Genomic DNA, 24,180 nt, shown 5'->3' on the forward strand with positions numbered 1-24,180 from the left:
GACCAACGGTCCCACCAAGGGCCAGTAAATGACTCTGACGATTGACCCGGACGGCGCGATGATGGGGAACATTTCTGAACTTTCACTGGGCAAATACTTCCACTACTCAGAGAGTCATACCACTGCCTGGCGCAACGCGAGGTACCTAACACGTGCATGTTTGAAGCAGAGCCAGAATATGAAAGTAACGCCCCCTAAATCCCGGACCTCCTTGCGCCGGGCGGTGACAGGACCGATGCTGTTTCTTTTCATTCTTGGCGATGTACTCGGCGCCGGTGTTTATGCGCTCGCCGGCACGATCGCGGGGGAGGTGGGCGGCGCGATCTGGGTGCCGTTGCTGGTCGCATTATTCTTCGCAATGCTGACGGCCGGTTCGTATGCGGAGCTGGTCACCAAATACCCCCATGCGGGAGCGGCGTCGGTGTATGCCGAGAAGGCATTCAAGTCACCGCTTATTTCGTTTTTGGTCGGGTTCTGCATGCTGGCTGCGGCTGTCACAAGCGCTGCCGGTCTTTCGCTGGCTTTCGCGGGTGATTATCTGGGCGCATTTGTTCAGGTCTCACCGCACGTCGCGGCCCTGGTGTTTCTGGTGGTCATAGCGCTCTTGAATGCCAGGGGAATAAAAGAATCTCTGGGGGCGAATCTAGTGATGACGCTCATAGAGCTGTCAGGCCTGATTCTGGTCGTTGTGGCCGCCGCCTGGTTTTTCCGTTCCGGTGATGCTCACCTGGAAGCCGCGTTGCAATTCAAGCCGGGGGTCAGTCCGATGCTGGCGGTGTTGGGGGCGGCATTGCTGGCCTTCTATTCGTTTGTCGGCTTTGAAACATCCGCCAATCTGGCTGAGGAAATACGTGATGTTCGAAAGGTCTATCCGCGCGCCTTATTTGCGGCATTGTTGACCGCCGGGGTCGTCTACATGGCCGTTGGTGTCGCAGCCTCTTCAGTGCTGCCGATGGAGCAACTGGTAGCAACGTCGGCTCCGTTGCTGGAAGTCGTCCGGGCATCGGGATTGAACATTCCACCTCGCGTGTTTGCCTTTATCGCGCTCATTGCCGTGGCCAACGGAGCGTTGCTGACTCTGATCATGGCCAGTCGACTCGCCTATGGAATGGCGTGTCTGGGGCTGTTGCCGGAGGCCTTGGCGCAGGTACTGCCCAACAGACGTACGCCTTGGGTCGCTATCATCGCCACGACCCTTGTATCTATTGCGTTGACACTGACCGGCACCCTTGCTGCATTGGCCCAGACAGTTGTTCTGCTGTTGCTTTTCGTATTCCTCAGCACAAATCTGGCGGTATTGGTGTTAAGGCGTGACACGGTTGAGGAAGCGCATTTTCGGGTGCCTACCTGGGTGCCCGTTCTGGCTATCGTTTCGTGTTTGATATTGCTCAGTCAGCAAAGCCTGGAAACCTGGCTTCGCGGTGCAGCCTTGATGGTTGTCGGAATATTGCTTTACGCCTGCACGCGTATCGCGATGCCCGTGGCGATAAAGCCTGGCTAGCGGGCTGGAGGAGTCCCGTCGGTAATCATGGACTCAAACGTCCTCCAGAAAGCTCGGACTGTGCCGATTCAAACGGTGTCGACTACAGTTCCTTGCATGTGCAGGGGATGCCCCGTTAAGCAACGGAATATTGATCATGACCCAAGACTCCTCCGATCCAGCCTTCAAATCCCTCGGTTGCGCCGAATGCCGCAACCATGAGGCGCTGGGGTTCGACTTCACAATGGCCTTTCAACCCATCTTCAATGTACGAACGCGCACCGCGTTCGCTTATGAGGCGTTGGTGCGGGGCGTCAATGGCGAATCGGCAGGCTACATTCTTGGACTGGTCAATGACGGTAACCGCTACCGGTTCGACCAGGCGTGTCGCGTGAAGGCGATCGAGGAAGCCGCCCGGCTGGGCATTCTGAACATTGCCGATTGCCTGCTCAGCATCAATTTCCTGCCCAATGCCGTGTACAGGCCCGAGACCTGTATCCGGGCAACCCTGGAAGCCGCACGTAATACAAACTTCCCGCCAAACCGACTCATGTTCGAAGTGACGGAAGGCGAGAAAGTGGTAGATCCTGAGCACCTCAAGTCGATTTTCGTGGAGTACGAGCGCCAGGGTTTCACCACCGCCATTGACGATTTCGGCTCCGGTTACTCAGGGCTCAATCTGCTGGCCATGTTTCAGCCGCAAGTGCTGAAGATTGATATGGCGTTGACTCGCACGATTGATCAAGACACCGTCAAGCAAGCGATTGTCGAGGGTATCGTCCTGGTCGCCAAACGCCTGGGCATTACCGTCATAGCCGAGGGCATTGAGACGCGTGGGGAAAGCGCCGCGCTCCTGGAGTTGGGTATCGATCTGATGCAGGGATACCTGTTCGCAAGACCCGAGGTCGGTCGCCTCCCGCCTGGCAGTTTTGACTGAGGCGTACGGGCCGTTCAAGGGCTGTTCCGAAGACCGCTTTTTTGTTCGCTGGGTGAGATGGCAGAGACTTTTCACGATTTTTGTCGGCCGTGGTTGAGCCAGCGGGAAGCGCCCAATATATAAAAGGCTCCTCCCGCGATAATAAAGAGCGCGAGCATGTAGAAAATGCTGTGGGGCGGTTGCGTGGCCAGGACCACGCCGCAGAGCAACGGCCCGGCTGCGGCCCCCAGGTTGCCGAGGTTCTGCGCGGCGTAGTACATGCCGCGCAGATGGTTGGGCGCGATGTTGTCGATGAACATGTATTCCGCGGGGAATACGATTATTTCCCCGACAGTGAATACAGCCATGGACATCACCCAGAACATCACCGAGTTGGACAGGGCGAAACCGGCCAAGCCCATGAGGAACATTCCCAGCCCGGCCAGCAGCCAAAGATTCAGATGCCGATGGGATATTTTCTTGCCGATGGAATATTGCAGGCTGATCACCATCAGCGCATTGGTCGTGACGATAGCGCTGATGATTCGGTAGGTGTCCTCCGGCGTGGTTGTAACCACCAGATACTGCGAGAGATAGGCGGTGAACTGGCCGAAGACCACGGCGCTGAGCAGGCCGCCGAGGGTGAAACACACCAACCGGTAATCCTGGAGCAGAACCTTGCCCACCGCCAGGAAAGGCACAGGCGTCTGGCCTGCGTCGACGGGGGCGGAATGTCTGTCGCCCCAAACGAAGTAAATGAGAAAGAAGCCGGCACCGAGCCCGGCAGACAATAGAAAGGGCAAGCTGATCCCTAGCTTGGCTATCCCCGCCCCGAGAAACGGTCCGACGGCATAGCCGATGTTGGTCAGCGTATATTTGATTGAGAACACTTCGCTGCGTTCGGCGGCGGGGAGCAAGCTGCCAAATCCCGCTTTGACCGCAATATCGATGACGGCATATGCCAGATTGATCAGCACCAGGCAGATGAAAAAAAGCCAGAGTTCGCGGGTCACGACTGCCCCAAGGAACCCCAGGCTGAACAACCCACTGAACCCCAGAATGAGTCGGTAGCTGGAGAGCCTGTCCACCAGGAAACCGCCATAGAGGCTCAATAGCGATCCAATGATCAGTGTGCTGCCGATGACCACTCCGATATCCGCCACACCCATGGCGAAGTTTTCGGACAGATAGATAACCAGATAGGGCAGCGTGATCGCTCGGCTCAACGTCAGTATCGAAGACGCGCAAAGCAGCAGGTTGACGGTCGTGGGGTAGTTTCTAAGGGTAGCGAGCATCCTTGCCTCTTTGTTCAATCGATCATTGCCAGGGGCGCAGCGTGGCGCAATACGCTCGCGGCAAGTTTACTGAGGAATCCAGTTCTGATTTATGATGGATTTTCCATTGCAGGTTGAACTCAATTCATCAATAACAGGACGCCTAATGTTTTCCTCCGAGCGATTGAAGGGGATCGATGTCTTTGTCTGCGTCGCCGAATCCGGCAGCTTCAAGGCCGCCGCAGAGCGGATGAGCCTCACGGGCTCGGCCATCAGCAAAAGCGTCGCCCGTCTGGAGAGCCGTCTTGGCGCTCGATTGTTCGATCGCACCACCCGGCGGGTATCGCTGACGGACGCTGGGACGGCGTTCTATCGCACCTGCACGGGGGTGCTTGCAGACCTTGAAGAGGCCGAGCTGTCGCTGCGTGCTGAAGACGCCGAGCCACAGGGTAGGGTCCGGCTTGACCTTCCGGCAGCCTTTGGTCGTTCGCAAGTGATGCCCATCATCTTGCGGTGTATCCAGGACTATCCGCGGCTGGTGCCGCACATCTCGTTCACGGATCGTTTCATCGACCCTCTCCAGGAAGGCGTGGATATCGTCGTCACCATTGGCGGCTCACAGGTTTGGCCTGACGCGCTGGGGCATCGTTACCTGGGTCGTGAATGGCATGTCTTCTGTGCCTCACCCATGTACTTGGCCAAGCATGGCATCCCCATGACCGATCGCGATCTGGAACATCACCAGTGCATCGCCTACGGCTGGCCGGACGGCAAGCTCAGTCCGTGGAATTTTGCCGGTGAGCGTCCCGGCGAGACGGTAAGAAAACAGGTGTCGCCAGCGTTGGTCGTGGGGGACGGTGAAGGGCTGGTTGCTGCGGTATCGGCCGGGTGCGGGATTGCACAGTTACCTTCATGGTTGATCCAGCGGCAGCTTGAGGAGGGCACGTTGATTGAGGTGCTTGCCCATCTGGCAACCGACGGAATGGTGATCAACCTTGCCTGGCAGAAAAGCCGTGAGAAGCTTCCCAAGGTCAGTGCCTTGCTGGAAGCACTTGCGGCCAATTTGTGTCAGCCGGTAGAAGGCAAGCCGCGCCACGGCCATCGGCCTGAAGTCAATTCCCGCAAGGCCGTGGACGTATAGTCCAGCAGATCATGGCAGCAGCGAAACGATGATCAGTGAAAGATGCATCACCGGGTGCGCCTGGCGATGTTCTCCTCGTGTCGGGCGCGGTCGGTCGATTCGCTGGATGTCAGGATGATACGAACGGCCACAACCACGCCGACAAGAACACCGGCTAGCCCTGAGGTTTCCCAAAGAGTGGGCAGTCGCTGATGAAACATCAGGCCCAGTATCGTCGCGAAGAGTGACTCCAGGGATATCAGTTGCCCGCTAAGCACCATGGGCAGGCGACGGGACGCGGCATTCCACGCCCAGGCCCCGACGACCGATGACATCAGCGCGATAAAGAGCCCCCAGGCATACAACGGCCCAGCCACGGAAACACTGAAGCCCAGACTTGGCAGTTTCAGAAGATCAAGCACCAGTACGGCGGGTAAGGCGATCAAGGTGCCCAGCCCGGCGCCTGCCATCATCAAGCCGGTCCAGGCCCCTGATGCGTTGACGGCAAGTTTTTCCAGGCCCCTTTGATTCAACGCGGCGAATACGAGCCAGAGGATCACTGCGCTGATTGAAAAGAACAGCCCCTTGCGCCAGGCACTGTCGCCAGTTGGGAGGTGATTGAGACTGCCGACGTTCAACAGCAACAGCCCGCCTGTCATCAACGCCAGTGGTATCACGAGCTTGCGCCATTCGAGGGTTCTGCTCGTGGCGTTGCCGAGCACGGCCTGCAGAAGCGGCACCATGCCAATAAGTGCAGGGGTCAGTACCGGCCCTCCGTAAATCACTCCGGCGGCAATGCAAGTGCTATAGCCGAGGTACCCGATAATTCCCAGGCTTGCGCCAAGAAGCTGCTGTTCGCGGCTCAGGCGTCGAAGTCGAGCTCGATAGAACACCATGACGCCCATACCCAGCGTCCCGGCGATCAGAAACCGAACGATCATCAAGTCGTAGATCGAATAGGCACCGGTGACGTAGGGCGCTACGAAATTCAAGGCCCAACTCAGAGTGGCGACGACGGCGAGGGCCACGCCTGCGGTGGTGTTTGAGTCATTCCTGAGCATCGGTCTATCCATGAGATATTCAGCTCATGTTGCGCAGCGTCAGGGCTATGCTACAAACGAGTTCTCGGCCACGGATGCATTACCGGTGATTATGAATACGCTTGGAAAGTCTTTACCGCCGCTCGCCAGTTTATTGCCTTTTGAAGCGGCGGCGCGGCTGGAGAGTTTTTCGAAGGCCGCCGAGGAGCTGCACATTACCCAAGCGGCGATCAGTCGGCAGATACGGGGACTTGAAGAGAATCTTGGGCTAAAGCTCTTCAGTCGGCGCAACCGCGCAGTGTTTCTCACCCAGGAAGGACGCGAGCTAGGGCGTGTGGTGAGCAGCGCCTTGCGCAGTATCAGCGATGTCGCCGAGACCCTTCGCCAGGCGCCTGGCAAGAACCGTGTCGTTCTGCTGTGCCAATTGTGCGAGGCGTTCTACTGGCTGATGCCGCGCCTTTCGTCATTCCACCAGCAATACCCGGAGATCGAAATCCAGGTGGCCACTTCAACCCGGCCGCTGACTGAATTCAATGAGCATTTTGACGTGGCCTTGCAAAGCACCGGGCGCCCCAGTGGTGCGCATGTTCTGGTCTTTACCGCTAGCGATGAGGTGTTTCCGGTGTGCAGTCCGCAATACCTCAATGTCCAAGCGCCCATGCAGGTCAGTGAGCTTGCTCGCCACACGCTTTTGCACTATCGCACTACGCCGCCTCACTGGATGCAGTGGGAGGGTTGGCTAAAAGCGTTTGGACAGATACCGGCTGTTGATCTTCAAGGCACTGTATTTGACAGCTACCCCTTGATGCTTCAGGCGGCGGTGGAGGGGCACGGAATTGCACTGGGATGGCGCCGCACCGCCGCAAGGCTGATTGAGCGTGGGGCTTTGGTGAGGCCTTGCGCGCAAAGTGTTCCCTTGCCTGAAGCGATATCGGTTTTCAGAAATTCGCACGCAGCAGATCGCGCTGAAGTGAGCGCACTGATCGAGTGGCTTGAGGGGGAGTTGGCAAGTGAGGGCTGACGGCTGTCACCCTGGCGGATTTGCGTGAATCCACTAGAACCTGGCTTGCTTGCACAGGTCATCTGAAAGAAATCAGGTGTGGATTAGTATTTATGCAAAGTGTCTGTGTTTACACAGTGGGTCATTCGACCCGAACCCTCGAACAGTTCGTGGAGATCGTCAGCGGTTTTGGTGTCGATACCATTGTCGATATCAGGACCGTCCCGCGATCACGGACAAATCCTCAATACAATCTGGATACGCTTGCACACCGACTGGCCGAATTCGATATCGGGCATCAACAGATTCCGGAGCTTGGCGGATTACGAAAAAAATCAAAGACCGTTGCCGATGAGGTCAACGCATTCTGGGTCAATCGAAGTTTCCATAACTACGCGGACTACGCCCTTTCGCAAGAATTTGAGGTCGGTCTGAATCGCCTCCTCGCGCTCAGCAAGACTCACCACTGCGCCATCATGTGTGCGGAGGCTGTTTGGTGGCGTTGCCATCGCAGGATCGTCGCCGACTATCTGTTGCTTCGCGGTGTAGAAGTCATCCATATCATGGACAAAGATAAAGCCAATACAGCGGTGTTGAGTCCGGCTGCGAAGGTTCACGGGCTGAAATTGACTTATCCCGCTGGAGAGTGAACAGGGCTACTGAGCTGTGTCGGCCACTGGCTGCCGAGCTTCGGTGCGCACCACCATCCAGATGCCGATCCCGGACACCGCCATGCCCGACACCATTTGCCAGGAAAGAGGTTCGTTGAACATCGCCCAGGCCCACAGCATCGTAACGGGGGGGCTGAGGTACAGGACGCTGGCGACCCGGGTGGCTGACGCGCGGCGCAGGCACAGCCAGTAGAGCCCATATCCGCCAATCGTAGACAAGCCCGCGGTCCACAGGACACTCAAGATAAAACCTGTGCTGGGTATCGGTGCGAGGCTGCCCTGTAAGCCCTCGACCAAAGCGAAGGCAAAGCCCGAAACACAGCATTGCAGCCATAGGTTGGGGAGTAGGCCCAAGGACTGCGATGGCGGGAGGTGCTTTTGCCACAATGTCGCGACGGCGAGTGAAAGCATGCCAAGCAGCGGCAGCGCATAAGCCCATAAGGGCGCATCGCCCCAGGCCAGCGCGCCATGTGTCACCAGCGCGGCCCCGATCAGGCCGATGACCAGGCCGGCCCAAACCGGCCAGGCCAGTCGCTGTCCCAGGACGCCCGCGGCCAATAAAGCCAGGCCCATGGGCAGAAGGTCGGCGAACAGGGCAGCGAGCCCGGCCGGTACGCCCAAGGCAATGCCTTGGGTAATACCCGCCAGATACCCCGCCATGGCCAGCAAACCGATGCCGGCGTTTTTCAGCAGCACGGCAGCCGAGGTTCGCCTCAAGTTCCTGGCGACAAACGGGAACAGAACGAGCGTGACCAGCACGCAGCGCCAGAACACGACCAGTAACGGCGGCGCGTAATCAAGCGAGAAGCGCGCGCCGATGAAGCCTGAACTCCAGCTCAACACCAGCGCCGCCTCGAGTAAGAACAGAGGTATCGCCTGGTGCCATTGAGGTTTGGAGAGAGCAGGGCATGAGATCGATCGGTATGCATTCATGCCCACAGGCTACGAAAGCAGGCTAATCTAATAAATCAAAATATAGTGCAGCAGTCATTCACAAAGGTTGAATTATGCCGGCCATACTCGATATCGAACTGATACGGACTTTTCATGCGGTGGCGCGCATCGGCAAATTCAGTGCGGCGGCGGAGCAACTGCACAAAAGCCCGGCAGCGGTGAGCGTGCACATCCAGCGGCTGGAAGCGGTCGCCGGTGGACGATTGCTCAACCGTGACAATCAGGCGGTTTCCCTGACCGCACTGGGCAAGCGTTTGCTCCTGTCTACCACCGAGTTGCTCAGTACCCACGACCGGGTCTTGGCCGATCTGCATGGCACCCGTCTGGCGGGGCGTATCACCTTGGGCGTGCCGGATGAATATGCGGACCATGTCATCCGCGACATCCTTCCGACATTCGCAGCCGCCTGGCCGAATGTGGTACTGGAGCTCAGGACGGCGCCAAGCTACGCGCTACGTGATCAGGTTCAACGTGAAAAACTCCAGGCTGCGGTGATTGCCCGGCCGAAGGAGCTGCCGGACACAGAGTCGCTGCGGTTAACCTCCACGACACCTGTTTGGGTCGGCCCGATCAATAGCGTGATTGCCTCGACGCAGCCACTGCCACTGGCCGTGCATGCGGCGCAGTGCCCTTATCGACAAGCCATGGTGGAAGCGCTGAAGCAATGCGCTCGCAAGTCGCGCATTGTCCTGGAAAGCCCCTCCACCCAGGCCGTCAAGGCGTGTGTGGAGGCCGGCTTGGCGATCAGTCTGATAGACCGGGCCCGGGTGACGGACAAGATGCAGATCCTCGATGATCTGCCCCGGGTGCCGGAGCACGAGGTGGTGTTCATTCGAGCGCAGGCGTCCCATGCCGATGAGGCGGTGAACCTGCTCTCCTGGGCCATGCAGCAATATTTTCGGCTTTGATGAAAGGGGCGGGGGCAACCCCGCCAGGGTTGTTTTTTATCGCCCGACAACGGCGGCGTCCGGGATGGGATCACCCGTATCGCCCCGTCAGTGCGTCTGAATGCGCGTTTGCAATTGTCCGCCGACAATCGAGATTTCTTTGAACTGGTCTGCATCACGCAGAACGAACAAAGCGTCCATGCCGCGCTCTTGTGCCAGGCGAGGGCCATCGGTTTCGCCCAATACCAGCAGCGCTGTGGCCCAGGCGTCGGCGAGCATGCAGGAATTGGCCACCACCGTGACGGCCACGAGCGAGTTGCGCGCTGGAGCGCCCGTAGCCGGGTTCATAGTATGGGCGTAGGACTGCCCCTTCACATCGATCCAGTGTCGGTAATCCCCGGATGTTGCGATGGCAGCCTCGCTGAGTTCCATGACGCCCATGACTTCACGCACGCCCCGACAGGGTTTTTCGATGGCGACTTTCCAAGGTTGGGCGTCAGGTTTTAGACCCCCGGCACGCATCTCGCCGTCAATACCAACCAGATAGCAAGTGATACCAAACCTTTCCAGGCAGCGGGCCAGTTCATCGACACCAAAACCCTTGGCAATCCCATTCAGGTTGAGATGCAGCGGCCCACGTTTACGCACTTGATTACGCTGCCGGTCCACCACCAGTCCTGCGCTGGCGGATGGTCTGGCATGGAGTGGCAACGTACCGAGCACCGGTTGCGTGGCAGATTTTTCGCTGCAACCAAATCCCCAAGCCTCTACCAGGTCACCGACGGCGATATCAAAAGCGCCGCCAGATTGCTCGCTGACACGCAGCGCAGCCGCCAGCACCGTAACCAGTTCTTTGGGCGCAGGCACCCATTGGTGTTCGGGGGCGCTGTTGAGGCGGTTGAGATCGGAGTCGGGTTTCCAAATGGACATTTGCTGGTCTACCCGGGAAACGGCACATGCCAGGCTGCAGCCAACCTCGTTGGTATCCAGCTCGGCTCCAGCATAGAACAGGGCCGTGTATCGGGTGCCCATGGTCTCGCCATTGAGGCTGTAGCGTTGCAGTTCAGTAGACATCTTCACGGTAGCGTCCTTGTACCTTGAGGGCCTGCACACTCAGGTTGAGCGGCGCGAGTATTTCATCCAGTGCCTGCATCACGCCTTTGGCCATTTCACGGCCGCCACATACCAACACCTGAGCACCATTCTCAATCAACTGTCGCAGGATTTTCGTATCGTTGATCAGCCGGTCTTGCACGTAACAGGGATCCATCGCCTGGGAGAAGGCGGGGCGCAGTGCGGTGAGGCGGTGGTCGGCCAGGTAGCCGTTCAGCTCCGACTCGTAAAGGAAATCCGATGTCGGGTTGCGCCCGCCCCAATACAGATGCATGGGATGGTGGGCCGTGTTATTACGAATAAAACCGGCGAGGGGACCTATGCCAGTACCGGCGCCGATGAGAATCACGGGGTGAGCGCCCAAGGCCGGGCGAAATTGTGGGTTGGGCTGGATAAAGGCTTCTATCGGCGCGCCGATGTCCAGACTGTGGAGCAATTGTGAGCACAAGCCCCCTTTGTGTTTGCGTACGCATATCTCCAACACGCCGTCCTGTGAACCACAGGCCAGCGAGTAGAAACGCGGAACCGAGCTGCCAGGGGGCAGAATGCCAACCAGGTCACCGGCTTCAAAGGTGGGCAACCTTCCAGGCGCCTTGAAACGCAGTACGTGGGTGGGGGTGTCTACCTTTTCACCGTAGACGATGCGCTCGGCCAGCACCAGTCTATGGGTATGCGGTCGTTTTGCCGTGTGGACCAGCATCAGGTCATCCCCCAACACCTCGCCCAATGCGTGGCCCCAACGGGCAAACTCCTGAGAAGATTGGCGGTTGATGGTCTCCAGCCCCATCAAGGGTGAACCACCGGCCTGCAACAAGGCTTCCTGTACCTGCTGGGCGAACTGACAGAAACGTGGAAACTGCCGGTCACCAAAGCCCAGTACGGCGAATGGCTGACCAGGCTTGAGACCGACTTTGGCCAGCCTTGCCAGAAACTGCGCAGCCTGGGCCGGTGCGTCGCCGTCGCCGTGGGTCGCGGTGAGGATGAACAGGCGCTGGGCGTTGCCGTAGTCATTGGAATACTGGTTCATCGCCGCGCTATGGACACGGTGGCCGGCCTCATGCAAAGCAACATGCAAGGCGTTGGCGAACCCCCACGTGGTGTTGTGTTCACTGCCCACCAGGATCACGCTGTCGGCGGTTTGCGCGGTGCTGTTATTGCGGATGTTGGGTCCGGATCTGCGGCGGTCCCACCACATCAGGATGCCGGTGATGCTCATCAACGGCACACAGAGTGCACAGAGGCCTAGCAACAAGCCGAGCCACCAGAGGCCCTCACCTGTATGCAGTTGATAGATCATTTCGTAGGCGTTGTGCATGGCGTCGTGGGCCTGGTAAGACAGCAAGGCGCCTGAGGCCTGGTCCACATAGCCGTCACCCTGGGCTGTGCGTAAGGAGTACACGTCCTGCGGGTTGCTGGGACTTGGATAGACCAGTTCGCGCAGGTCATTCAGATCGGTGACCTGCAAGGCTGGCAGGTTCGCCACCGACAACGCCGGGCCGGTACTGACATAGGTGGGAAAGGTGGGCTCACTTTGGCTGCCGTCGGCAATCAAGTCGAAGGTCGTGGCGCACATATAAAGCCCGCTGAGTGCCGACAGGAGCAGCCCAGGCAAGATCAGACGGCCGACTTCAGCGTGCCAGCGCTGGTTGAAGTCGCCACGCAATGGCCGCAGAAGGTTGCGCCAGCCGCCCACCCGACGGACCAACAACAGCACTCCGGAGACTGACAGTAGCAGCATGAACAGCGTGCCGACGCCCGCTACTCCATGACCTGGTGTGCCAAGCAACAGCGACCGGTGCAGCCCCTTCATCCAGCGCGAGAAGGCGGATGGTTCATAAGCCTCCAAGCCTCGACCCGTCAGTGGGTCAACCTTTTCGGCTCCAGCCTGACCGTCCTGGTTGTAGTAGACGATGACGGTCCCCGACGCTGTGCGCTGGATCTGCTCCACGCCGGGAAAGTGCTTGGCTACGCGCCCGGCCAACTGACCGACGTTGACCTGCCCGGCGGCGGTGGCCGTGCCGGCCAGGCGCTCCAGAGCCGGGTTGACCGACAAAATCGCGCCGCTGATGGCCAACAACATGACCAGCAGGACGGCGATCAGGCCGGGCAGGGAATGAAACTGGCGAAGCATGTTCAGTCTCCGGAAACGGCAGGGGCTACAAATCGTAAGTAAAGGATTCGACGTAAGTACTGCCGGCCGCCGGCTTGCCTGCGCCTTCGGACGTCAGGGGGACACTGACATCGGAGCGGACATCACGCTTGTCTTCAACGGCACTGTCGATTCGGATCTGATACCCGGCATCGATCAGGGTATCTGCAAGCTCGACGCTGACTTTGAGTGTGCGCCCACTGCCGACACTGGCGCCGCTGACCCCGTCGAACTCACTGGGATTGAGCTTGCTTCCACGTGCCCAGTCACTCAGGTGCTTGTAATACTTGGCTTTTTTTCCGGCCACCCAAAGAGTCTTCTGGTATTGACCGTTGGCATCAGTGAGATAAATCGCCAGATACGCATCATTTCCGCTGTAGCGTTTGAGTTGGGTCGTCAGGGTGACTTCGCGGGCCTGGGCCAGCCCCGGCAGGGCGATGCTGATGGCGCCGGCGATACAGGTTGCAGCGATAAATTTTTTCATGGCCTTGTCCTTTCTTGAGCGTTGATACAGAGCCTGGACCTGCTTGCTGACAGCAACCTGAAGGGCCGCAAAATTGTCATTTGATCAACGGCTTTCCGAGGTATTCCCCGCCATCGCTGTCGGCCCGGAAGTGGATCTCCAGCTTGCGCAGGTGCAGCGATGCCGGTGAGTAGCGGGCTTCGACAACATTGCCTTGGCGGTCCAGTCCCTTGAGCTTGTAACAACCGTCGTCGACCTTGATGCGCTGCACACTCCAGCCGTATTGCCGCTCTACCTGCTGACGCAAGGTTTCGCGTGATTGCCAGTCGCTGACGGGGTCGCTGCAGTCTTCATCGGCCACCGCGTATCCGTTGAAAAGCACGCTCAATAACGCGGTACTGGCTATAAAACCTGATTTCATGATCTATCTCCTATCGAGGCGCCATCGTTGGCATAACCTACGGCGCAATCCTGACATTCACCTGAATCTTCAGATTGACCTCAGTTAAGACGGTCAAGGTTCTGCACGACACGATCACAGGAGCTGCCAGATGCGGGTTTTATTGGTTGAAGATGCGCCAGGTTTGGGGGAAGCGGTGCGAGAGCAGATAGCCGATGATGGCCATGCGATCGATTGGGTCCAGCGCCTGGACCATGCGGGTAACAGCATGCGTACCACACCGTACGATTTGATACTGCTTGACCTGATGCTTCCGGACGGTCGCGGACTTGATTTCTTGCGTCAGCAGCGTGGCGCCGGGGTCGCGACACCGGTGATCATCCTGACCGCACAGGATCAGATATCTGATCGCATCGCGGGTCTTAATGCCGGGGCCGATGATTATCTGGTCAAACCGTTCGACCTGTTCGAGCTTTCGGCACGCGTTGCAGCTGTGGCGCGCCGTTACAGCGGTAACCCCAACCCGCAGATCAAGATTGGCGAACTGCAACTGGATATGAGCGCGCGTACGGTGCTGCGCGCCGGTACCACAGTGGACCTTACGGCGCGGGAGTGGGCATTGTTCGAGGCCTTCGTGCAGCGCCCTGGCGCGCTATTGTCCAAGTCGCAGCTTGAAGAGCGCTTATACGCCTTCGGCGCCGAAATCGAGAGCAACACTATCGAGGTGTACATCAGCCGGCTGCGCAAGAAGCTAGGTCGTGACGTCATCGAAACCGTGCGTGGCATGGGCTACCGGCTGATATCCCCATGAGCGCCTCGGGCAGTCTGCAAAAACGTCTTGGCGTTGGATTGACGCTGGGCATGACCTTGCTTTGGCTGGCGGCGACCGTCGGCACATGGCGGGTGGTGCAACATGAGTTGGATGAAGTGTTCGACAGCGCCCTGGAGGAAACCGCGCAACGGATCCTGCCTCTGGCTGTTCTGGAGATCAGCAATCGCGAAGAACCGCAAAGCGCACAACTTGTGGCTACCTTGAAAATGCACAAGGAACATCTGACCTACCTGGTGCGCGATGCCAGGGGCAAGATCCTGATGCAGTCTCACGATGCCAACCCGAAGATATTTCGCAAAACACCGGCTGAAGGTTTCTCCACAACCGAAAAATATCGCCTGTATGGCGCCAGTGCGTTACGCGATTCGGTGTTCATCGAAATCGCCGAACCTCTTGACCATCGCCGAGAGGCCGCGCGGGAGGCCTTGCTGGCCTTGTTATTGCCGTTGTTGGCGCTGATTCCCATCAGTTTGGTGGGCACTTGGTTATTCGTACGTCTGAGCTTGCGCAGCGTCATGGCCTATCGGCGTGCCGTGGAGGCCCGGGGGGCGGGTGACCTTTCGCCGATCAAAGTGTTGCGATTGCCAGCAGAGATCGATCCGCTGGCTGAGGCGGTCAACCATCTGCTCAAACGTTTGCGCAAGACCCTGGAGGCCGAGCGTAGTTTCACCGCCAACAGTGCCCATGAACTGCGTACGCCACTGGCTGCGACGCTGGCGCAGGTCCAGCGACTGCGCCAAGAAGCGCCTGAAGGCCCCTTGCGGCTGCGTGCAGCGAAGATCGAAAACTCGTTGCGCGAGCTGGCCCGGCTCTCGGAAAAACTCATGCAATTGGCCAAGGCTGAGGGCGGTGGGCTGTTGGCGCAGAGGCCTCAGGACCTCATCCCGTTGTTGGCCCATGTGGTCGATGAGTGGCGTCAAAGCAGCGGTCGCCAGATCGAACTCTTGCTTCCGGCTCAGGCCGGCGTCTACTCGACCATCGATCCAGACGCTTTTGGCATCCTTTTGCGCAACCTGATCGAAAATGCCTTGAAATACGGCGCGACGGAGCCCCCCCTGGAGGTCAGCCTTTCTGACCAGGCGCAACTGCGGGTGGTCAATGGCGGCCCGGTAGTGCCGCCGGCCAGATTGCAGCGCCTGACCGAGCGTTTTGTACGCGGTCAGAGCGACGCAAGCGGGTCAGGATTGGGATTGGCGATCGCCAAAGCGATTGTGCTGGGGATCAACGGACAAATAACACTGGCATCGCCGGCGAAGGGCCGCCAGGACGGATTCGAAGTCAGCGTATGGTTACCGCTCGCCTCGACGACCCAAGGTTGAAAAGCATGTTTTGCACGTGCTGCAGCCTTGGGCTCGGTTTGGTCAGGGAAGCAGGCGGGGGGACCCCCGCCACACTTATTGCTTGCGACCCGGCAGCGGCGGCGTCCGCGGCGGGACCACCCGTTTGGAGCCCAGCGACTCAAACGCCGAAGCCAGGCGCAACAGGGTCGAATCGTCATAGGCACGTCCGGCAAACGTCAACCCTACAGGCATGCCAATGTCCGCCATCACGCCCATCGGCACCGTGACGGTGGGCACGCCCAGGTGCCGGATGGCCAGGTTGCCATTGGCGACCCAGACCCCGTTGCTCCAGGCGATATCGGCGGACGCCGGGTTGATATCTGCATCTGCGGGGCCAACGTCGGCGACTGTCGGGAATATCACCGCATCGAGCCCAAGCCGGTCCATCCAGTCTTCAAGATCGATTCGACGTGTCTGTTCAAGGCCCCGCAGTCCGTCCGCCAAGGTGGGGATCTGGTCCCACGGCGTAATGCCGCGCTCGGCCATCCTGACGTATTCATCCATGCCAGCGGCCAGGTCGTCCTCACGGTTGGGCAGGGTGCCCGGGTCATGGGGGAATATCAGTGGTCCGTCAACATCGGCCAGGCGATTGAGTTTCGGATCACCGTTGGCGCGCAGAAAGTCATCGAACGCCCAGGCTGACAGGTCCCACAACTCATGGTGCAGGAACTCCTTGGACACCAGGCCCCGAGTGAACACGGTCGGCGCGCCCGGACGATCGCCTTCGCAGTTGGACACCAGCGGGAAATCGACCTCAATCACTTGCGCGCCACAGGCTTGGAGCGCCTTGCGGGCGTCTTCCCACAGGGCCATGACCGAGGCACGGGTGTTGATTCGCTGCCCCGTCGGCCCGCCAATGCCGGGAGCCTCAGCCGTGCCCGCTTCGGGATCGGCGTTGATGTACATGCGCGGAACCCCGAAGCGGACCCCAGCGAGTGCTTCCTTATGGGCGGCAAGGCCCGGGTATGAGGCGGGGCGAACCGAGTCGACAGGCGGGAGGGGCACCCAGGGTTGCATGCGCCACAGATCGCCCCGGGTATCAGGATCGTCTGCCACCACGACGTCGAGCACTTCGAGAAGATCCGCCATCGTCCTGGCATAGGGCACGACGACGTCCATTGTTGGCGTCAACGGCCAGTTGCCGCGTACCGAAATCACCCCGCGCGAAGGTGTATAGGCACACAATCCGTTGTTCGAGGCCGGGCCCCGGCCGCTCGACCAGGTTTCTTCGGCAAGGCCGAATGCGGCGAAACTGGCTGCCGTTGCAGTGCCTGCACCGTTCGAGGAGCCCGATGCGAAAGGGGCGGTGAGGTAGTCCGCGTTATAGGGGCTTTCAGCCCGGCCATAGACACCGCGCTGCATGCCGCCATTGGCCATGGGCGGCATGTTGGTCTTGCCCAGGCAGATCGCCCCGGCGGCGCGAAGCCGTTCGATGGTGAACGCATCGCGATAAGCGATCAGGTTCGCGAACGCCGGACTGCCAGAAGCAGCCGTGAGCCCCTTCACCAGATAACTGTCCTTGGCGGTATAGGGAATGCCATCGAGCGGACCGAGGGTTTGCCCCTTGGCCCGACGGGCATCGGACGCCTGTGCTTCTTCCAGGGCATCGGGGTTTCGCACGACCACAGCGTTGAGGGCGGTGGACGTGTCGGCGCCGTCATAGGCATCGATCCTGGCAAGGTAGGCCTGGACGAGTTCGACCGCGGTCGTCTGACCGGACTGGAGCGCTGCGCGCAGTTGTGCGATGGAGACTTCGGTAATTTCGATCATGCTGTTACCGTTGCGGCTGACTGGGGGTGTGACGCGCGGGGCCATTCAAACTGGGTCTTGGGCACTTCAGACATCTCAAAGTGGGTTCTCATGTCGGTTGCATGCACTTTACTACGGGATAACCGCCAGAGGGCCTAATTAGAAAACCGCCCACACTCGGGCAGTACCTTTTGTATAGAATACGGCCCAAGGGTGTCACCGCAAAACGCGGCAGGGCAGGTTTAATCAAGCGCAGGTCGGGCCGCCAGCGCGGAGTCGCTGTGCCTATGAGCCCGGAACCGTTGCGCCTGAATAATAAAAGTGAGTCACCTTCCGCCATGGCTTTCCTCTCCCGTTTTTTCGCCGCTGAATCCGCTGGCGGCCTGATCCTGATGGCTTCCGCCCTGGCCGCGCTGATCGTAGCCAATTCGCCCTGGTCAGAAGTGTACTTCTCCACGCTGCACATCAAAGCCCTGGGGCTTTCGGTGGGGCACTGGATCAATGATGGCCTGATGGCTCTGTTCTTTTTACTGGTCGGCCTTGAGATCAAGCGTGAAATGCTTGAAGGCCAGTTGTCGAGTTGGGGCCAGCGGGCCCTTCCGGGATTTGCGGCGCTGGGAGGCATGCTGCTGCCGGGCCTGATCTACGTGGCGATCAACTGGGGTAATGCACAGACTTTGGGCGGCTGGGCGATTCCCACCGCAACTGACATCGCGTTTGCTTTGGGGGTGTTGTCGCTGCTGGGCAAGCGTGTGCCCATTTCCTTGAAAATCTTTCTCTCCGCGCTGGCGATTCTGGATGACCTGGGGGCCGTCCTCATCATCGCGATCTTCTACACCAGCGATTTGTCGACGAACATGCTGCTGGCGTCCCTGGGCGTTACGGCACTGCTGGTGGTACTCAACCGTTGCGGCGTCAAGCGGCTGTTTCCCTATGTGATAGCCGGCGCACTGCTCTGGTACTTCATGCTGCAATCGGGCATCCATGCGACCTTGGCCGGGGTCATTCTTGCCCTCTGTATCCCCCTTGGAGATTCCAACGAAGGCGGGTGGTCGCCGCTGCTCTACCTCGAAGAAAAGATGCATCCATGGGTGGCTTTTGCGGTAGTGCCCATCTTCGGCTTCGCCAATGCCGGCGTGTCCCTGGCCGGTATTTCGCCGAATAATCTGCTTGATCCGGTACCGATGGGCGTGGCGATGGGGCTGTTGCTGGGCAAACAGCTCGGGGTGTTCGGGCTGGCGGCACTGGCCATCCGTTTCGGCCTGGCCAAACTGCCTGAAGGGGCCAGATGGTCGCAGATGTACGGCGTGGCGCTGTTGTGCGGGATCGGGTTCACCATGAGCCTGTTCATCGGTGCGCTGGCATTTCCCAATGCGCCGCATCTGGTCGATGAGGTCAAAGTCGGTGTGCTGCTGGGCTCGACCCTGTCGGCCATCATCGGCGTCATGTTGCTGATGAAAGTAGGTCCCAAGAAAAACTGATGTGAGACGCGGCAGGGGCATTGTCCATGCCGCGTTATCCAGTTCGTCTCGCCTGGGTTAACCACAGTATTTCTCGTTCGCAGCGATGCTGTGGTCATGGCGAGGCGGTTGGCGTCATCCCTACGCCTTCTTTCGGGAACCAGGCCTGGGTCCGGTTGGCAAAAGCCACCAGCGACAGCATCACCGGCACTTCCACCAGCACCCCGACCACGGTGACCAGGGCCGCCCCGGAGTTAAGGCCGAACAAACCAATTGCCACCGCCACCGCCAGCTCGAAGAAATTCGAGGTGCCGATCAGGGCGCAGGGTGCCGCCACGTTAAAGGGTACTTTCCATAGCCGCGCCGCCGCGTAAGCAATGGCAAAAATGCCGTAGGACTGGATCAGCAAGGGCACGGCAATCAAAGCAATCAGCAGTGGTTTATCCAGAATGATCTGCCCCTGAAACCCGAAAAGCAGCACCACGGTGCCCAGCAGACCGAGTATCGACAGGGGTTTGACCCGAGCGTTGAAGCGCGTGACCGCATACTCGGCCTCGCCGGCGTTTTGCGCCGAGGCACTGAGCTTCAGCCGGGTGAGTACCCCGGCAATCAGCGGGATCAACACATACAGCCCGACCGAAAGGATCAGGGTTGCCCAAGGCACCTCAATGTCAGTCACGCCGAGCAACAGCGCCACCAGCGGCGCGAAGGCGAAGATCATGATCACGTCATTCAGTGCCACCTGCGCCAGGGTGTAGGTGGCGTCGCCGCGTGTCAGCTGCGACCAGACGAACACCATGGCGGTACACGGCGCGGCGCCGAGCAGGATCAGACCGGCGATGTATTGGCCGGCATCGCGAGGATCGATCAGGTCGATAAAGAAATAATGAAAGAACAACACCCCCAGCCCGGCCATGGTGAACGGTTTGATCAACCAGTTGACCACCAGGGTGATGATCAGCCCCTTGGGCCGTTCGTGAATGCGCTTGAGGCTGGAGAAGTCCACCGACACCATCATCGGATAGACCATCAGCCAGATCAGTACCGCGACAATGAAATTGACCGAACCGTATTCATAATCGGCCATGGTCTGGAACAGCCGTGGGAACAGACTGCCCAGACCAATGCCGGCGGCGATACAGAGGGCGACCCACACTGACAGGTAGCGCTCGAAAAAGCCGATGGGCTGGCGGGTGCTCATACTCAAACCTCTTCTTTGTACGTCTGCGCGCACAGGTTCCGGATGCAGAGCGTATATGGAAAAAAACATATATTTCTGAACTGAGCGCGATCCTGTTCAGAGAATACCCCCAAGAGGATTCTATCTCGTTCTGATTGTAGACGTTGCGTGGCAGGGAAAATAAACGGCGGGGGCTTTACCTTATATTCGGATAATCATATATTCGGTTTTCCGTATATCGGATGAGGCTTCATCATGACTGGAAAAGCCCGCGTTCTCTTCGTCTGCACCGCCAACGCTGCTCGTTCCCAGTTAGCCCAAGCGCTGCTCAGGCACACGGATTCGGAACATTTCGAGGCGTTCAGCGCCGGCACGGTTCCGACCGCGGTCGACCCGCGCACCTTCGAGGTCTTGTCGCACCTTGGAATCAGTACTGACGGGTTACGCAGCAAGTCGATTGATGAGTTTCAGGGAGAGCGTTTCGATTACGTGATTACCCTGTGCGATAAAGCAACTGCGCAGTGCCAGTCGCTCCCCGATGCTGGCGAGGCCTTGACCTGGAGCTTTGAAGATCCGGTCACCAGCACCAAGCCCGACGCGTTCCGTCACACGCTTCACGAAATTCATGAGCGCATCAAGATGTTTGTCTTGGTGAAAACCAAACACTGAGAACTGAAATGGCTGACCATCTGACCCCGACCACTGTCTTCAAATGCCTGGCCGACGACAATCGGGTGCGCATGATGCTGCTGATCACCCGAGAGGGGGAGTTGTGCGTCTGCGAGCTGACCTGTGCGTTGAACGAGAGTCAGCCCAAAGTCTCCAGGCACTTGGCGCAGTTGCGCACCTGCGGTTTGCTCTCGGACCGTCGGCAAGGTCAATGGGTTTACTACCGACTGCACCCCAATCTTCCTGACTGGGTGCTGCAGGTACTGACCGTGGTACTCGAAACCAACAAGCACTGGTTAAGCCCCGATGCCAAGCGTCTGCAAGCAATGGGGGACCGTCCTGAACGGGTCGCCATTTGTTGTGAGAGCAAAATTGCCTGACGAGCCCCGGTAGGCCATGCCGCTGGTTCGATGATTCCCAAAGCGCCGTCGCGCAGGAAAAGACTATGTTTGATGACTCTATTCCCCAACTCGAAACCGAACTGGCCGATCTTCCGTCGACAGACAAACTCGGTATCGAAACCACATCCAGCCACAAGCCACGCATTTTGCTGCTGTACGGATCGACGCGCGAGCGTTCCTTCAGTCGCCTGTTGGTAGAGGAGGCCGCTCGGTTGTTGGAGCACTTCGGCGCCGAGGCGCGGATTTTCAATCCGTCGGGTCTGCCGCTGCCGGATGACGCACCGGTCGATCACCCCCGGGTCCAGGAACTGCGCAAGCTGATGCAGTGGTCCGAAGGCCAGGTCTGGTGCTCGCCGGAACGCCACGGGTCCATGAGCGCGGTGTTCAAGGCGCAGATTGATTGGGTGCCGCTGGCCATGGGCGCGGTACGCCCGACCCAGGGCAAAACCCTCGCTGTCATGCAGGTATGCGGTGGCTCGCAGTCGTTCAACGTGGTCAATCAACTGCGGGTGCTGGGGCGCTGGATGCGCATGTTCACCATCCCCAACCAATCCTCCGTGCCGAAGGCCTATATGGAGTTTGACGACAGCGGCCGGATGAAGCCTTCGCCGTTCTATGACCGCGTGGTGGATGTGATGGAGGAATTGGTGAAGTTCACGCTGCTGCTTCGCGACCGCCAGGATTACCTGGTCGACCGCTATTCCGAGCGCAAGGAGTCGGCGCAAGAATTGATGAATCGAGTCAATCAGCGCTCCATTTGAGTCAAGCCCAACGCCTGGTTCGACCGGCAGTCGAACTCCATAGACACCAGCCACAGGAGCACAACAACATGACGATCAAAGTGGGTATCAACGGTTTTGGGCGTATTGGTCGCCTGGCATTGCGGGCCGCCTGGCATTGGCCGGAGTTCGACTTTGTGCAGATCAACGACCCGGCGGGTGACGCCGCGACCCATGCGCATCTGTTGAACTTCGATTCGGTGCATGGTCGCTGGAATGCAGAGGCTGGCTCCGAGGGCGACAACATCGTCATCGATGGCAAGCGGATCAAGGTCACGGCCAATAAAGCGATTGCCGACACCGATTGGTCGGGCTGCGATCTGGTGATCGAAGCCAGCGGAAAAATGAAGACGGTTGCCGTGCTTCAGGGCTATCTCGACCAGGGTGTGAAGCGCGTGGTGGTCAGCGCCCCGGTGAAGGAAAAAGGTGCATTGAACGTCGTCATGGGCGTCAATCATCAGCTGTTCAAACCCGACGACCATGCCATCGTCACCGCCGCTTCATGCACCACCAACTGCCTGGCGCCGGTGGTGAAAGTCATCCACGAGAAGCTCGGCATACGCCACGGTTCGATCACCACCATTCATGACCTGACCAACACCCAGAGCATCCTCGATCAACCCCACAAGGACCTGCGCCGTGCGCGGGCTTCGGGCATGAGTCTGATTCCCACCAGCACCGGCTCGGCCACCGCCATCGCGGAAATCTTCCCGGAGCTGCGCGGGCGCCTCAATGGTCACGCCGTGCGCGTGCCACTGGCCAACGCTTCGCTGACCGATTGTGTCTTCGAGGTCGAGCGAGCCACCACCGTCGAAGAAGTGAATCAGTTCCTCAAGGACGCTTCCGAGAACGAACTCAAGGACATTCTCGGTTTTGAGGAGCGCCCATTGGTGTCCATCGACTACCGAACCGACCCGCGCTCGTCGATCATTGATGCGCTGTCGACCATGGTCATCAATGGCACCCAGGTCAAACTCTACGCCTGGTACGACAATGAGTGGGGCTATGCCAACCGCACCGTGGAACTGGCCCGGATGGTCGGTCGGACAGTCTGAGGAACGGTCATGAAAGCGTTGTCAGCCCTCGCTCCGCAAGTGCGGCAGTACCTGCTCGTCACCGGCAATTACTGGGCCTTCACCCTCACCGATGGCGCCTTGCGCATGTTGGTGGTGCTGCATTTTCATGCGTTGGGCTACAGCCCGCTGCAAATCGCCGCGTTGTTTTTGTTCTACGAAATCTTTGGCGTGATCACCAACCTGGTGGGCGGCTACCTCGGTGCCCGGCTTGGCCTGAACCGAACCATGAATATCGGCCTGGGGATGCAGGTCGTGGCGCTGTTGATGCTGACAGTTCCCTTGGCCTGGTTGACCATCCCCTGGGTGATGGGCGCTCAGGCGCTGTCCGGGATCGCCAAAGACCTGAACAAGATGAGCGCGAAAAGCTCGATCAAGCTGCTGGTTCCCGATGGTCAACATGGGCAACTGTACAAGTGGGTGGCGATTCTCACCGGCTCCAAGAATGCCCTCAAGGGCGTTGGTTTCTTCCTCGGGGGCGCCTTGCTGGCCCTCATCGGTTTCAAAGGTGCGCTGCTGGCGATGGCCGGCGTACTGGCGTTGATCTGGATCGCCAGCCTGATCCTGTTGAAGAAAGACTTGGGTAAAGCGAAAGCCAAGCCCAGGTTTCGCGACATCCTCTCCAAGAGCCGCGCGATCAACATTTTGTCGGCGGCACGGATGTTCTTGTTCGGTGCCCGCGACGTCTGGTTTGTGGTGGCCCTGCCGGTTTACCTGAGCAGCGTTTTCGGTTGGGACTTCTGGAAGGTCGGCGGTTTCCTCGCGGCCTGGGTGATCGGCTACGGCATCGTGCAGTCTTTTGCGCCCAACATCACTGGCAAGAAACGTGGGCACGTGCCGGATGGTCGCGCGGCGTGTCTGTGGGCAATGGCATTGGCAGGTCTGCCCGCGGCCATTGCGCTAGGACTCGACAGCGGGTTGGCACCACAGACGGTGCTGCTGGGTGGGCTCATGGTCTTTGGAGCGCTGTTCGCGGTGAACTCTTCGTTGCACAGCTACTTGATCGTGTCTTACGCCAAGGAAGACGGCGTGTCGCTGGATGTGGGTTTTTACTACATGTCCAACGCCATGGGACGGCTGATCGGAACGGTGCTTTCTGGCTGGGTTTATCAAGTGTACGGGCTGCAGGCGTGCTTATGGATATCCAGCGCCTTCGTGCTGCTCGCCGCTTTGATTTCCATTGGCTTGCCTCGTCACGCCACTCCGGCGGTCGATCTTTAACCACCTTCA

At 59.1% G+C, this 24,180-nt stretch carries 22 protein-coding genes and 1 pseudogene; 14 read left to right on the forward strand and 9 right to left on the reverse strand.

Annotated features, from left to right (window positions below; all coding sequences use genetic code 11):
- Positions 1-178 precede the first annotated feature (178 nt).
- Both PSEUDOMOFG3G_RS10370 and PSEUDOMOFG3G_RS10375 read left to right on the forward strand, forming a co-directional pair.
- Positions 179-1,501 (forward strand): APC family permease, encoded by a 1,323-nt coding sequence (locus tag PSEUDOMOFG3G_RS10370; protein ID WP_139050065.1) that lies wholly within the window; start codon positions 179-181, stop codon positions 1,499-1,501.
- 136 nt (positions 1,502-1,637) lie between these two features.
- Positions 1,638-2,417, forward strand: coding sequence for an EAL domain-containing protein (locus PSEUDOMOFG3G_RS10375; protein ID WP_139049865.1), 780 nt, complete (start codon positions 1,638-1,640; stop codon positions 2,415-2,417).
- Positions 2,418-2,488: 71 nt separating this feature from the next.
- On the opposite strand, the gene PSEUDOMOFG3G_RS10380 is transcribed toward PSEUDOMOFG3G_RS10375, so the two are convergent.
- The gene (locus PSEUDOMOFG3G_RS10380; RefSeq protein WP_076384288.1) at positions 2,489-3,691 is read right to left on the reverse strand and encodes an MFS transporter; all 1,203 of its coding nucleotides are present in this window, start codon (positions 3,689-3,691) and stop codon (positions 2,489-2,491) included.
- A gap of 145 nt (positions 3,692-3,836) precedes the next feature.
- Here PSEUDOMOFG3G_RS10380 and PSEUDOMOFG3G_RS10385 point away from each other — a divergent pair.
- Positions 3,837-4,736, forward strand: a pseudogene (locus tag PSEUDOMOFG3G_RS10385) (LysR family transcriptional regulator); the annotation flags it as partial.
- Positions 4,737-4,858: 122 nt separating this feature from the next.
- On the opposite strand, the gene PSEUDOMOFG3G_RS10390 reads toward PSEUDOMOFG3G_RS10385, so the two are convergent.
- Positions 4,859-5,851 (reverse strand): DMT family transporter, encoded by a 993-nt coding sequence (locus tag PSEUDOMOFG3G_RS10390; RefSeq protein WP_047225638.1) that lies wholly within the window; start codon positions 5,849-5,851, stop codon positions 4,859-4,861.
- Positions 5,852-5,942: 91 nt separating this feature from the next.
- On the opposite strand from PSEUDOMOFG3G_RS10390, the gene PSEUDOMOFG3G_RS10395 reads away from it, so the two are divergent.
- Both PSEUDOMOFG3G_RS10395 and PSEUDOMOFG3G_RS10400 read left to right on the forward strand, forming a co-directional pair.
- Positions 5,943-6,851, forward strand: a complete 909-nt coding sequence (locus PSEUDOMOFG3G_RS10395; protein WP_076386626.1) for a LysR substrate-binding domain-containing protein — start codon at positions 5,943-5,945, stop codon at positions 6,849-6,851.
- Between the two features lie 149 nt (positions 6,852-7,000).
- The gene (locus tag PSEUDOMOFG3G_RS10400) at positions 7,001-7,480 is read left to right on the forward strand and encodes a DUF488 family protein (protein ID WP_230682590.1); all 480 of its coding nucleotides are present in this window, start codon (positions 7,001-7,003) and stop codon (positions 7,478-7,480) included.
- 6 nt (positions 7,481-7,486) lie between these two features.
- Here PSEUDOMOFG3G_RS10400 and PSEUDOMOFG3G_RS10405 read toward each other — a convergent pair whose 3' ends face one another.
- Complete coding sequence (locus PSEUDOMOFG3G_RS10405; RefSeq protein WP_076384298.1) at positions 7,487-8,434, reverse strand: DMT family transporter; 948 nt, start codon at positions 8,432-8,434, stop codon at positions 7,487-7,489.
- Between the two features lie 74 nt (positions 8,435-8,508).
- On the opposite strand from PSEUDOMOFG3G_RS10405, the gene PSEUDOMOFG3G_RS10410 reads away from it, so the two are divergent.
- Positions 8,509-9,363, forward strand: coding sequence for a LysR family transcriptional regulator (locus PSEUDOMOFG3G_RS10410; RefSeq protein WP_139049867.1), 855 nt, complete (start codon positions 8,509-8,511; stop codon positions 9,361-9,363).
- An 87-nt stretch (positions 9,364-9,450) separates the two neighbouring features.
- Here the strand turns inward: PSEUDOMOFG3G_RS10410 and PSEUDOMOFG3G_RS10415 are convergent, their stop codons facing one another.
- The 4 genes from PSEUDOMOFG3G_RS10415 to PSEUDOMOFG3G_RS10430 form a co-directional block, all read right to left on the reverse strand.
- The gene (locus tag PSEUDOMOFG3G_RS10415) at positions 9,451-10,416 is read right to left on the reverse strand and encodes an FAD:protein FMN transferase (protein WP_139050066.1); all 966 of its coding nucleotides are present in this window, start codon (positions 10,414-10,416) and stop codon (positions 9,451-9,453) included.
- Positions 10,406-12,586: a PepSY domain-containing protein gene (locus PSEUDOMOFG3G_RS10420; RefSeq protein WP_139049868.1), complete on the reverse strand. Its 2,181-nt coding sequence runs from the start codon at positions 12,584-12,586 to the stop codon at positions 10,406-10,408. Before PSEUDOMOFG3G_RS10420 ends, PSEUDOMOFG3G_RS10415 begins: the two co-directional genes overlap by 11 nt.
- 25 nt (positions 12,587-12,611) lie before the next feature.
- A complete protein-coding gene (locus tag PSEUDOMOFG3G_RS10425; RefSeq protein ID WP_139049869.1) occupies positions 12,612-13,088 on the reverse strand; it encodes a DUF2271 domain-containing protein in 477 nt (158 codons plus the stop codon).
- 76 nt (positions 13,089-13,164) lie between these two features.
- Complete coding sequence (locus tag PSEUDOMOFG3G_RS10430; protein WP_139049870.1) at positions 13,165-13,488, reverse strand: PepSY domain-containing protein; 324 nt, start codon at positions 13,486-13,488, stop codon at positions 13,165-13,167.
- Positions 13,489-13,618: 130 nt separating this feature from the next.
- Between PSEUDOMOFG3G_RS10430 and PSEUDOMOFG3G_RS10435 the strand changes: the two genes are divergently transcribed.
- Positions 13,619-14,278 (forward strand): response regulator transcription factor, encoded by a 660-nt coding sequence (locus tag PSEUDOMOFG3G_RS10435; RefSeq protein WP_139049871.1) that lies wholly within the window; start codon positions 13,619-13,621, stop codon positions 14,276-14,278.
- Positions 14,275-15,618, forward strand: a complete 1,344-nt coding sequence (locus tag PSEUDOMOFG3G_RS10440; RefSeq protein WP_139049872.1) for an ATP-binding protein — start codon at positions 14,275-14,277, stop codon at positions 15,616-15,618. Before PSEUDOMOFG3G_RS10435 ends, PSEUDOMOFG3G_RS10440 begins: the two co-directional genes overlap by 4 nt.
- A 75-nt stretch (positions 15,619-15,693) precedes the next feature.
- Here PSEUDOMOFG3G_RS10440 and PSEUDOMOFG3G_RS10445 read toward each other — a convergent pair whose 3' ends face one another.
- Entirely contained in the window at positions 15,694-17,409 is a 1,716-nt protein-coding gene (locus tag PSEUDOMOFG3G_RS10445; protein ID WP_139049873.1) for an amidase, read from the reverse strand.
- Between the two features lie 266 nt (positions 17,410-17,675).
- On the opposite strand from PSEUDOMOFG3G_RS10445, the gene nhaA reads away from it, so the two are divergent.
- The gene (gene nhaA / locus PSEUDOMOFG3G_RS10450) at positions 17,676-18,869 is read left to right on the forward strand and encodes a Na+/H+ antiporter NhaA (RefSeq protein ID WP_139049874.1); all 1,194 of its coding nucleotides are present in this window, start codon (positions 17,676-17,678) and stop codon (positions 18,867-18,869) included.
- A 94-nt stretch (positions 18,870-18,963) separates the two neighbouring features.
- Here the strand turns inward: nhaA and arsB are convergent, their stop codons facing one another.
- On the reverse strand, positions 18,964-20,049 hold the full coding sequence (gene arsB / locus PSEUDOMOFG3G_RS10455) for an ACR3 family arsenite efflux transporter (RefSeq protein WP_047225644.1): 1,086 nt from the start codon (positions 20,047-20,049) through the stop codon (positions 18,964-18,966).
- Between the two features lie 234 nt (positions 20,050-20,283).
- On the opposite strand from arsB, the gene PSEUDOMOFG3G_RS10460 reads away from it, so the two are divergent.
- The 5 genes from PSEUDOMOFG3G_RS10460 (at position 20,284) to arsJ (ending at position 24,171) form a co-directional block, all read left to right on the forward strand.
- Positions 20,284-20,697 carry an arsenate reductase ArsC gene (locus tag PSEUDOMOFG3G_RS10460; protein WP_047225645.1) on the forward strand — a complete coding sequence of 138 codons (414 nt, stop codon included), beginning with the start codon at positions 20,284-20,286 and terminating at the stop codon, positions 20,695-20,697.
- 8 nt (positions 20,698-20,705) lie between these two features.
- Positions 20,706-21,077, forward strand: coding sequence for a metalloregulator ArsR/SmtB family transcription factor (locus PSEUDOMOFG3G_RS10465; protein WP_107322793.1), 372 nt, complete (start codon positions 20,706-20,708; stop codon positions 21,075-21,077).
- A 65-nt stretch (positions 21,078-21,142) separates the two neighbouring features.
- The gene (gene arsH / locus PSEUDOMOFG3G_RS10470; RefSeq protein WP_139049875.1) at positions 21,143-21,859 is read left to right on the forward strand and encodes an arsenical resistance protein ArsH; all 717 of its coding nucleotides are present in this window, start codon (positions 21,143-21,145) and stop codon (positions 21,857-21,859) included.
- 68 nt (positions 21,860-21,927) lie between these two features.
- Entirely contained in the window at positions 21,928-22,932 is a 1,005-nt protein-coding gene (locus PSEUDOMOFG3G_RS10475; protein ID WP_076384302.1) for an ArsJ-associated glyceraldehyde-3-phosphate dehydrogenase, read from the forward strand.
- Between the two features lie 9 nt (positions 22,933-22,941).
- The gene (gene arsJ / locus PSEUDOMOFG3G_RS10480; RefSeq protein ID WP_139049876.1) at positions 22,942-24,171 is read left to right on the forward strand and encodes an organoarsenical effux MFS transporter ArsJ; all 1,230 of its coding nucleotides are present in this window, start codon (positions 22,942-22,944) and stop codon (positions 24,169-24,171) included.
- Positions 24,172-24,180 lie beyond the last annotated feature (9 nt).

Origin of the sequence: Pseudomonas sp. FG-3G, assembly GCF_901007645.1 — a bacterium.
Taxonomy (GTDB): Bacteria; Pseudomonadota; Gammaproteobacteria; order Pseudomonadales; family Pseudomonadaceae; genus Aquipseudomonas; species Aquipseudomonas rhizophila.

Bases quoted from the DNA above. Each gene is read 5' to 3' on its own strand.
- PSEUDOMOFG3G_RS10425 (WP_139049869.1), bottom strand. From the start codon at position 13,088: ATGAAAAAATTTATCGCTGCAACCTGTATCGCCGGCGCCATCAGCATC.
- arsB (WP_047225644.1), bottom strand. From the start codon at position 20,049: ATGAGCACCCGCCAGCCCATCGGCTTTTTCGAGCGCTACCTGTCAGTG.
- PSEUDOMOFG3G_RS10440 (WP_139049872.1), top strand. From the start codon at position 14,275: ATGAGCGCCTCGGGCAGTCTGCAAAAACGTCTTGGCGTTGGATTGACG.
- nhaA (WP_139049874.1), top strand. From the start codon at position 17,676: ATGAGCCCGGAACCGTTGCGCCTGAATAATAAAAGTGAGTCACCTTCC.
- PSEUDOMOFG3G_RS10445 (WP_139049873.1), bottom strand. From the start codon at position 17,409: ATGATCGAAATTACCGAAGTCTCCATCGCACAACTGCGCGCAGCGCTC.
- PSEUDOMOFG3G_RS10370 (WP_139050065.1), top strand. From the start codon at position 179: ATGAAAGTAACGCCCCCTAAATCCCGGACCTCCTTGCGCCGGGCGGTG.
- PSEUDOMOFG3G_RS10390 (WP_047225638.1), bottom strand. From the start codon at position 5,851: ATGCTCAGGAATGACTCAAACACCACCGCAGGCGTGGCCCTCGCCGTC.
- arsH (WP_139049875.1), top strand. From the start codon at position 21,143: ATGTTTGATGACTCTATTCCCCAACTCGAAACCGAACTGGCCGATCTT.
- PSEUDOMOFG3G_RS10410 (WP_139049867.1), top strand. From the start codon at position 8,509: ATGCCGGCCATACTCGATATCGAACTGATACGGACTTTTCATGCGGTG.
- PSEUDOMOFG3G_RS10380 (WP_076384288.1), bottom strand. From the start codon at position 3,691: ATGCTCGCTACCCTTAGAAACTACCCCACGACCGTCAACCTGCTGCTT.
- PSEUDOMOFG3G_RS10430 (WP_139049870.1), bottom strand. From the start codon at position 13,488: ATGAAATCAGGTTTTATAGCCAGTACCGCGTTATTGAGCGTGCTTTTC.
- PSEUDOMOFG3G_RS10465 (WP_107322793.1), top strand. From the start codon at position 20,706: ATGGCTGACCATCTGACCCCGACCACTGTCTTCAAATGCCTGGCCGAC.
- PSEUDOMOFG3G_RS10415 (WP_139050066.1), bottom strand. From the start codon at position 10,416: ATGTCTACTGAACTGCAACGCTACAGCCTCAATGGCGAGACCATGGGC.
- PSEUDOMOFG3G_RS10475 (WP_076384302.1), top strand. From the start codon at position 21,928: ATGACGATCAAAGTGGGTATCAACGGTTTTGGGCGTATTGGTCGCCTG.
- PSEUDOMOFG3G_RS10420 (WP_139049868.1), bottom strand. From the start codon at position 12,586: ATGCTTCGCCAGTTTCATTCCCTGCCCGGCCTGATCGCCGTCCTGCTG.
- PSEUDOMOFG3G_RS10375 (WP_139049865.1), top strand. From the start codon at position 1,638: ATGACCCAAGACTCCTCCGATCCAGCCTTCAAATCCCTCGGTTGCGCC.
- PSEUDOMOFG3G_RS10405 (WP_076384298.1), bottom strand. From the start codon at position 8,434: ATGAATGCATACCGATCGATCTCATGCCCTGCTCTCTCCAAACCTCAA.
- PSEUDOMOFG3G_RS10395 (WP_076386626.1), top strand. From the start codon at position 5,943: ATGAATACGCTTGGAAAGTCTTTACCGCCGCTCGCCAGTTTATTGCCT.
- arsJ (WP_139049876.1), top strand. From the start codon at position 22,942: ATGAAAGCGTTGTCAGCCCTCGCTCCGCAAGTGCGGCAGTACCTGCTC.
- PSEUDOMOFG3G_RS10460 (WP_047225645.1), top strand. From the start codon at position 20,284: ATGACTGGAAAAGCCCGCGTTCTCTTCGTCTGCACCGCCAACGCTGCT.
- PSEUDOMOFG3G_RS10435 (WP_139049871.1), top strand. From the start codon at position 13,619: ATGCGGGTTTTATTGGTTGAAGATGCGCCAGGTTTGGGGGAAGCGGTG.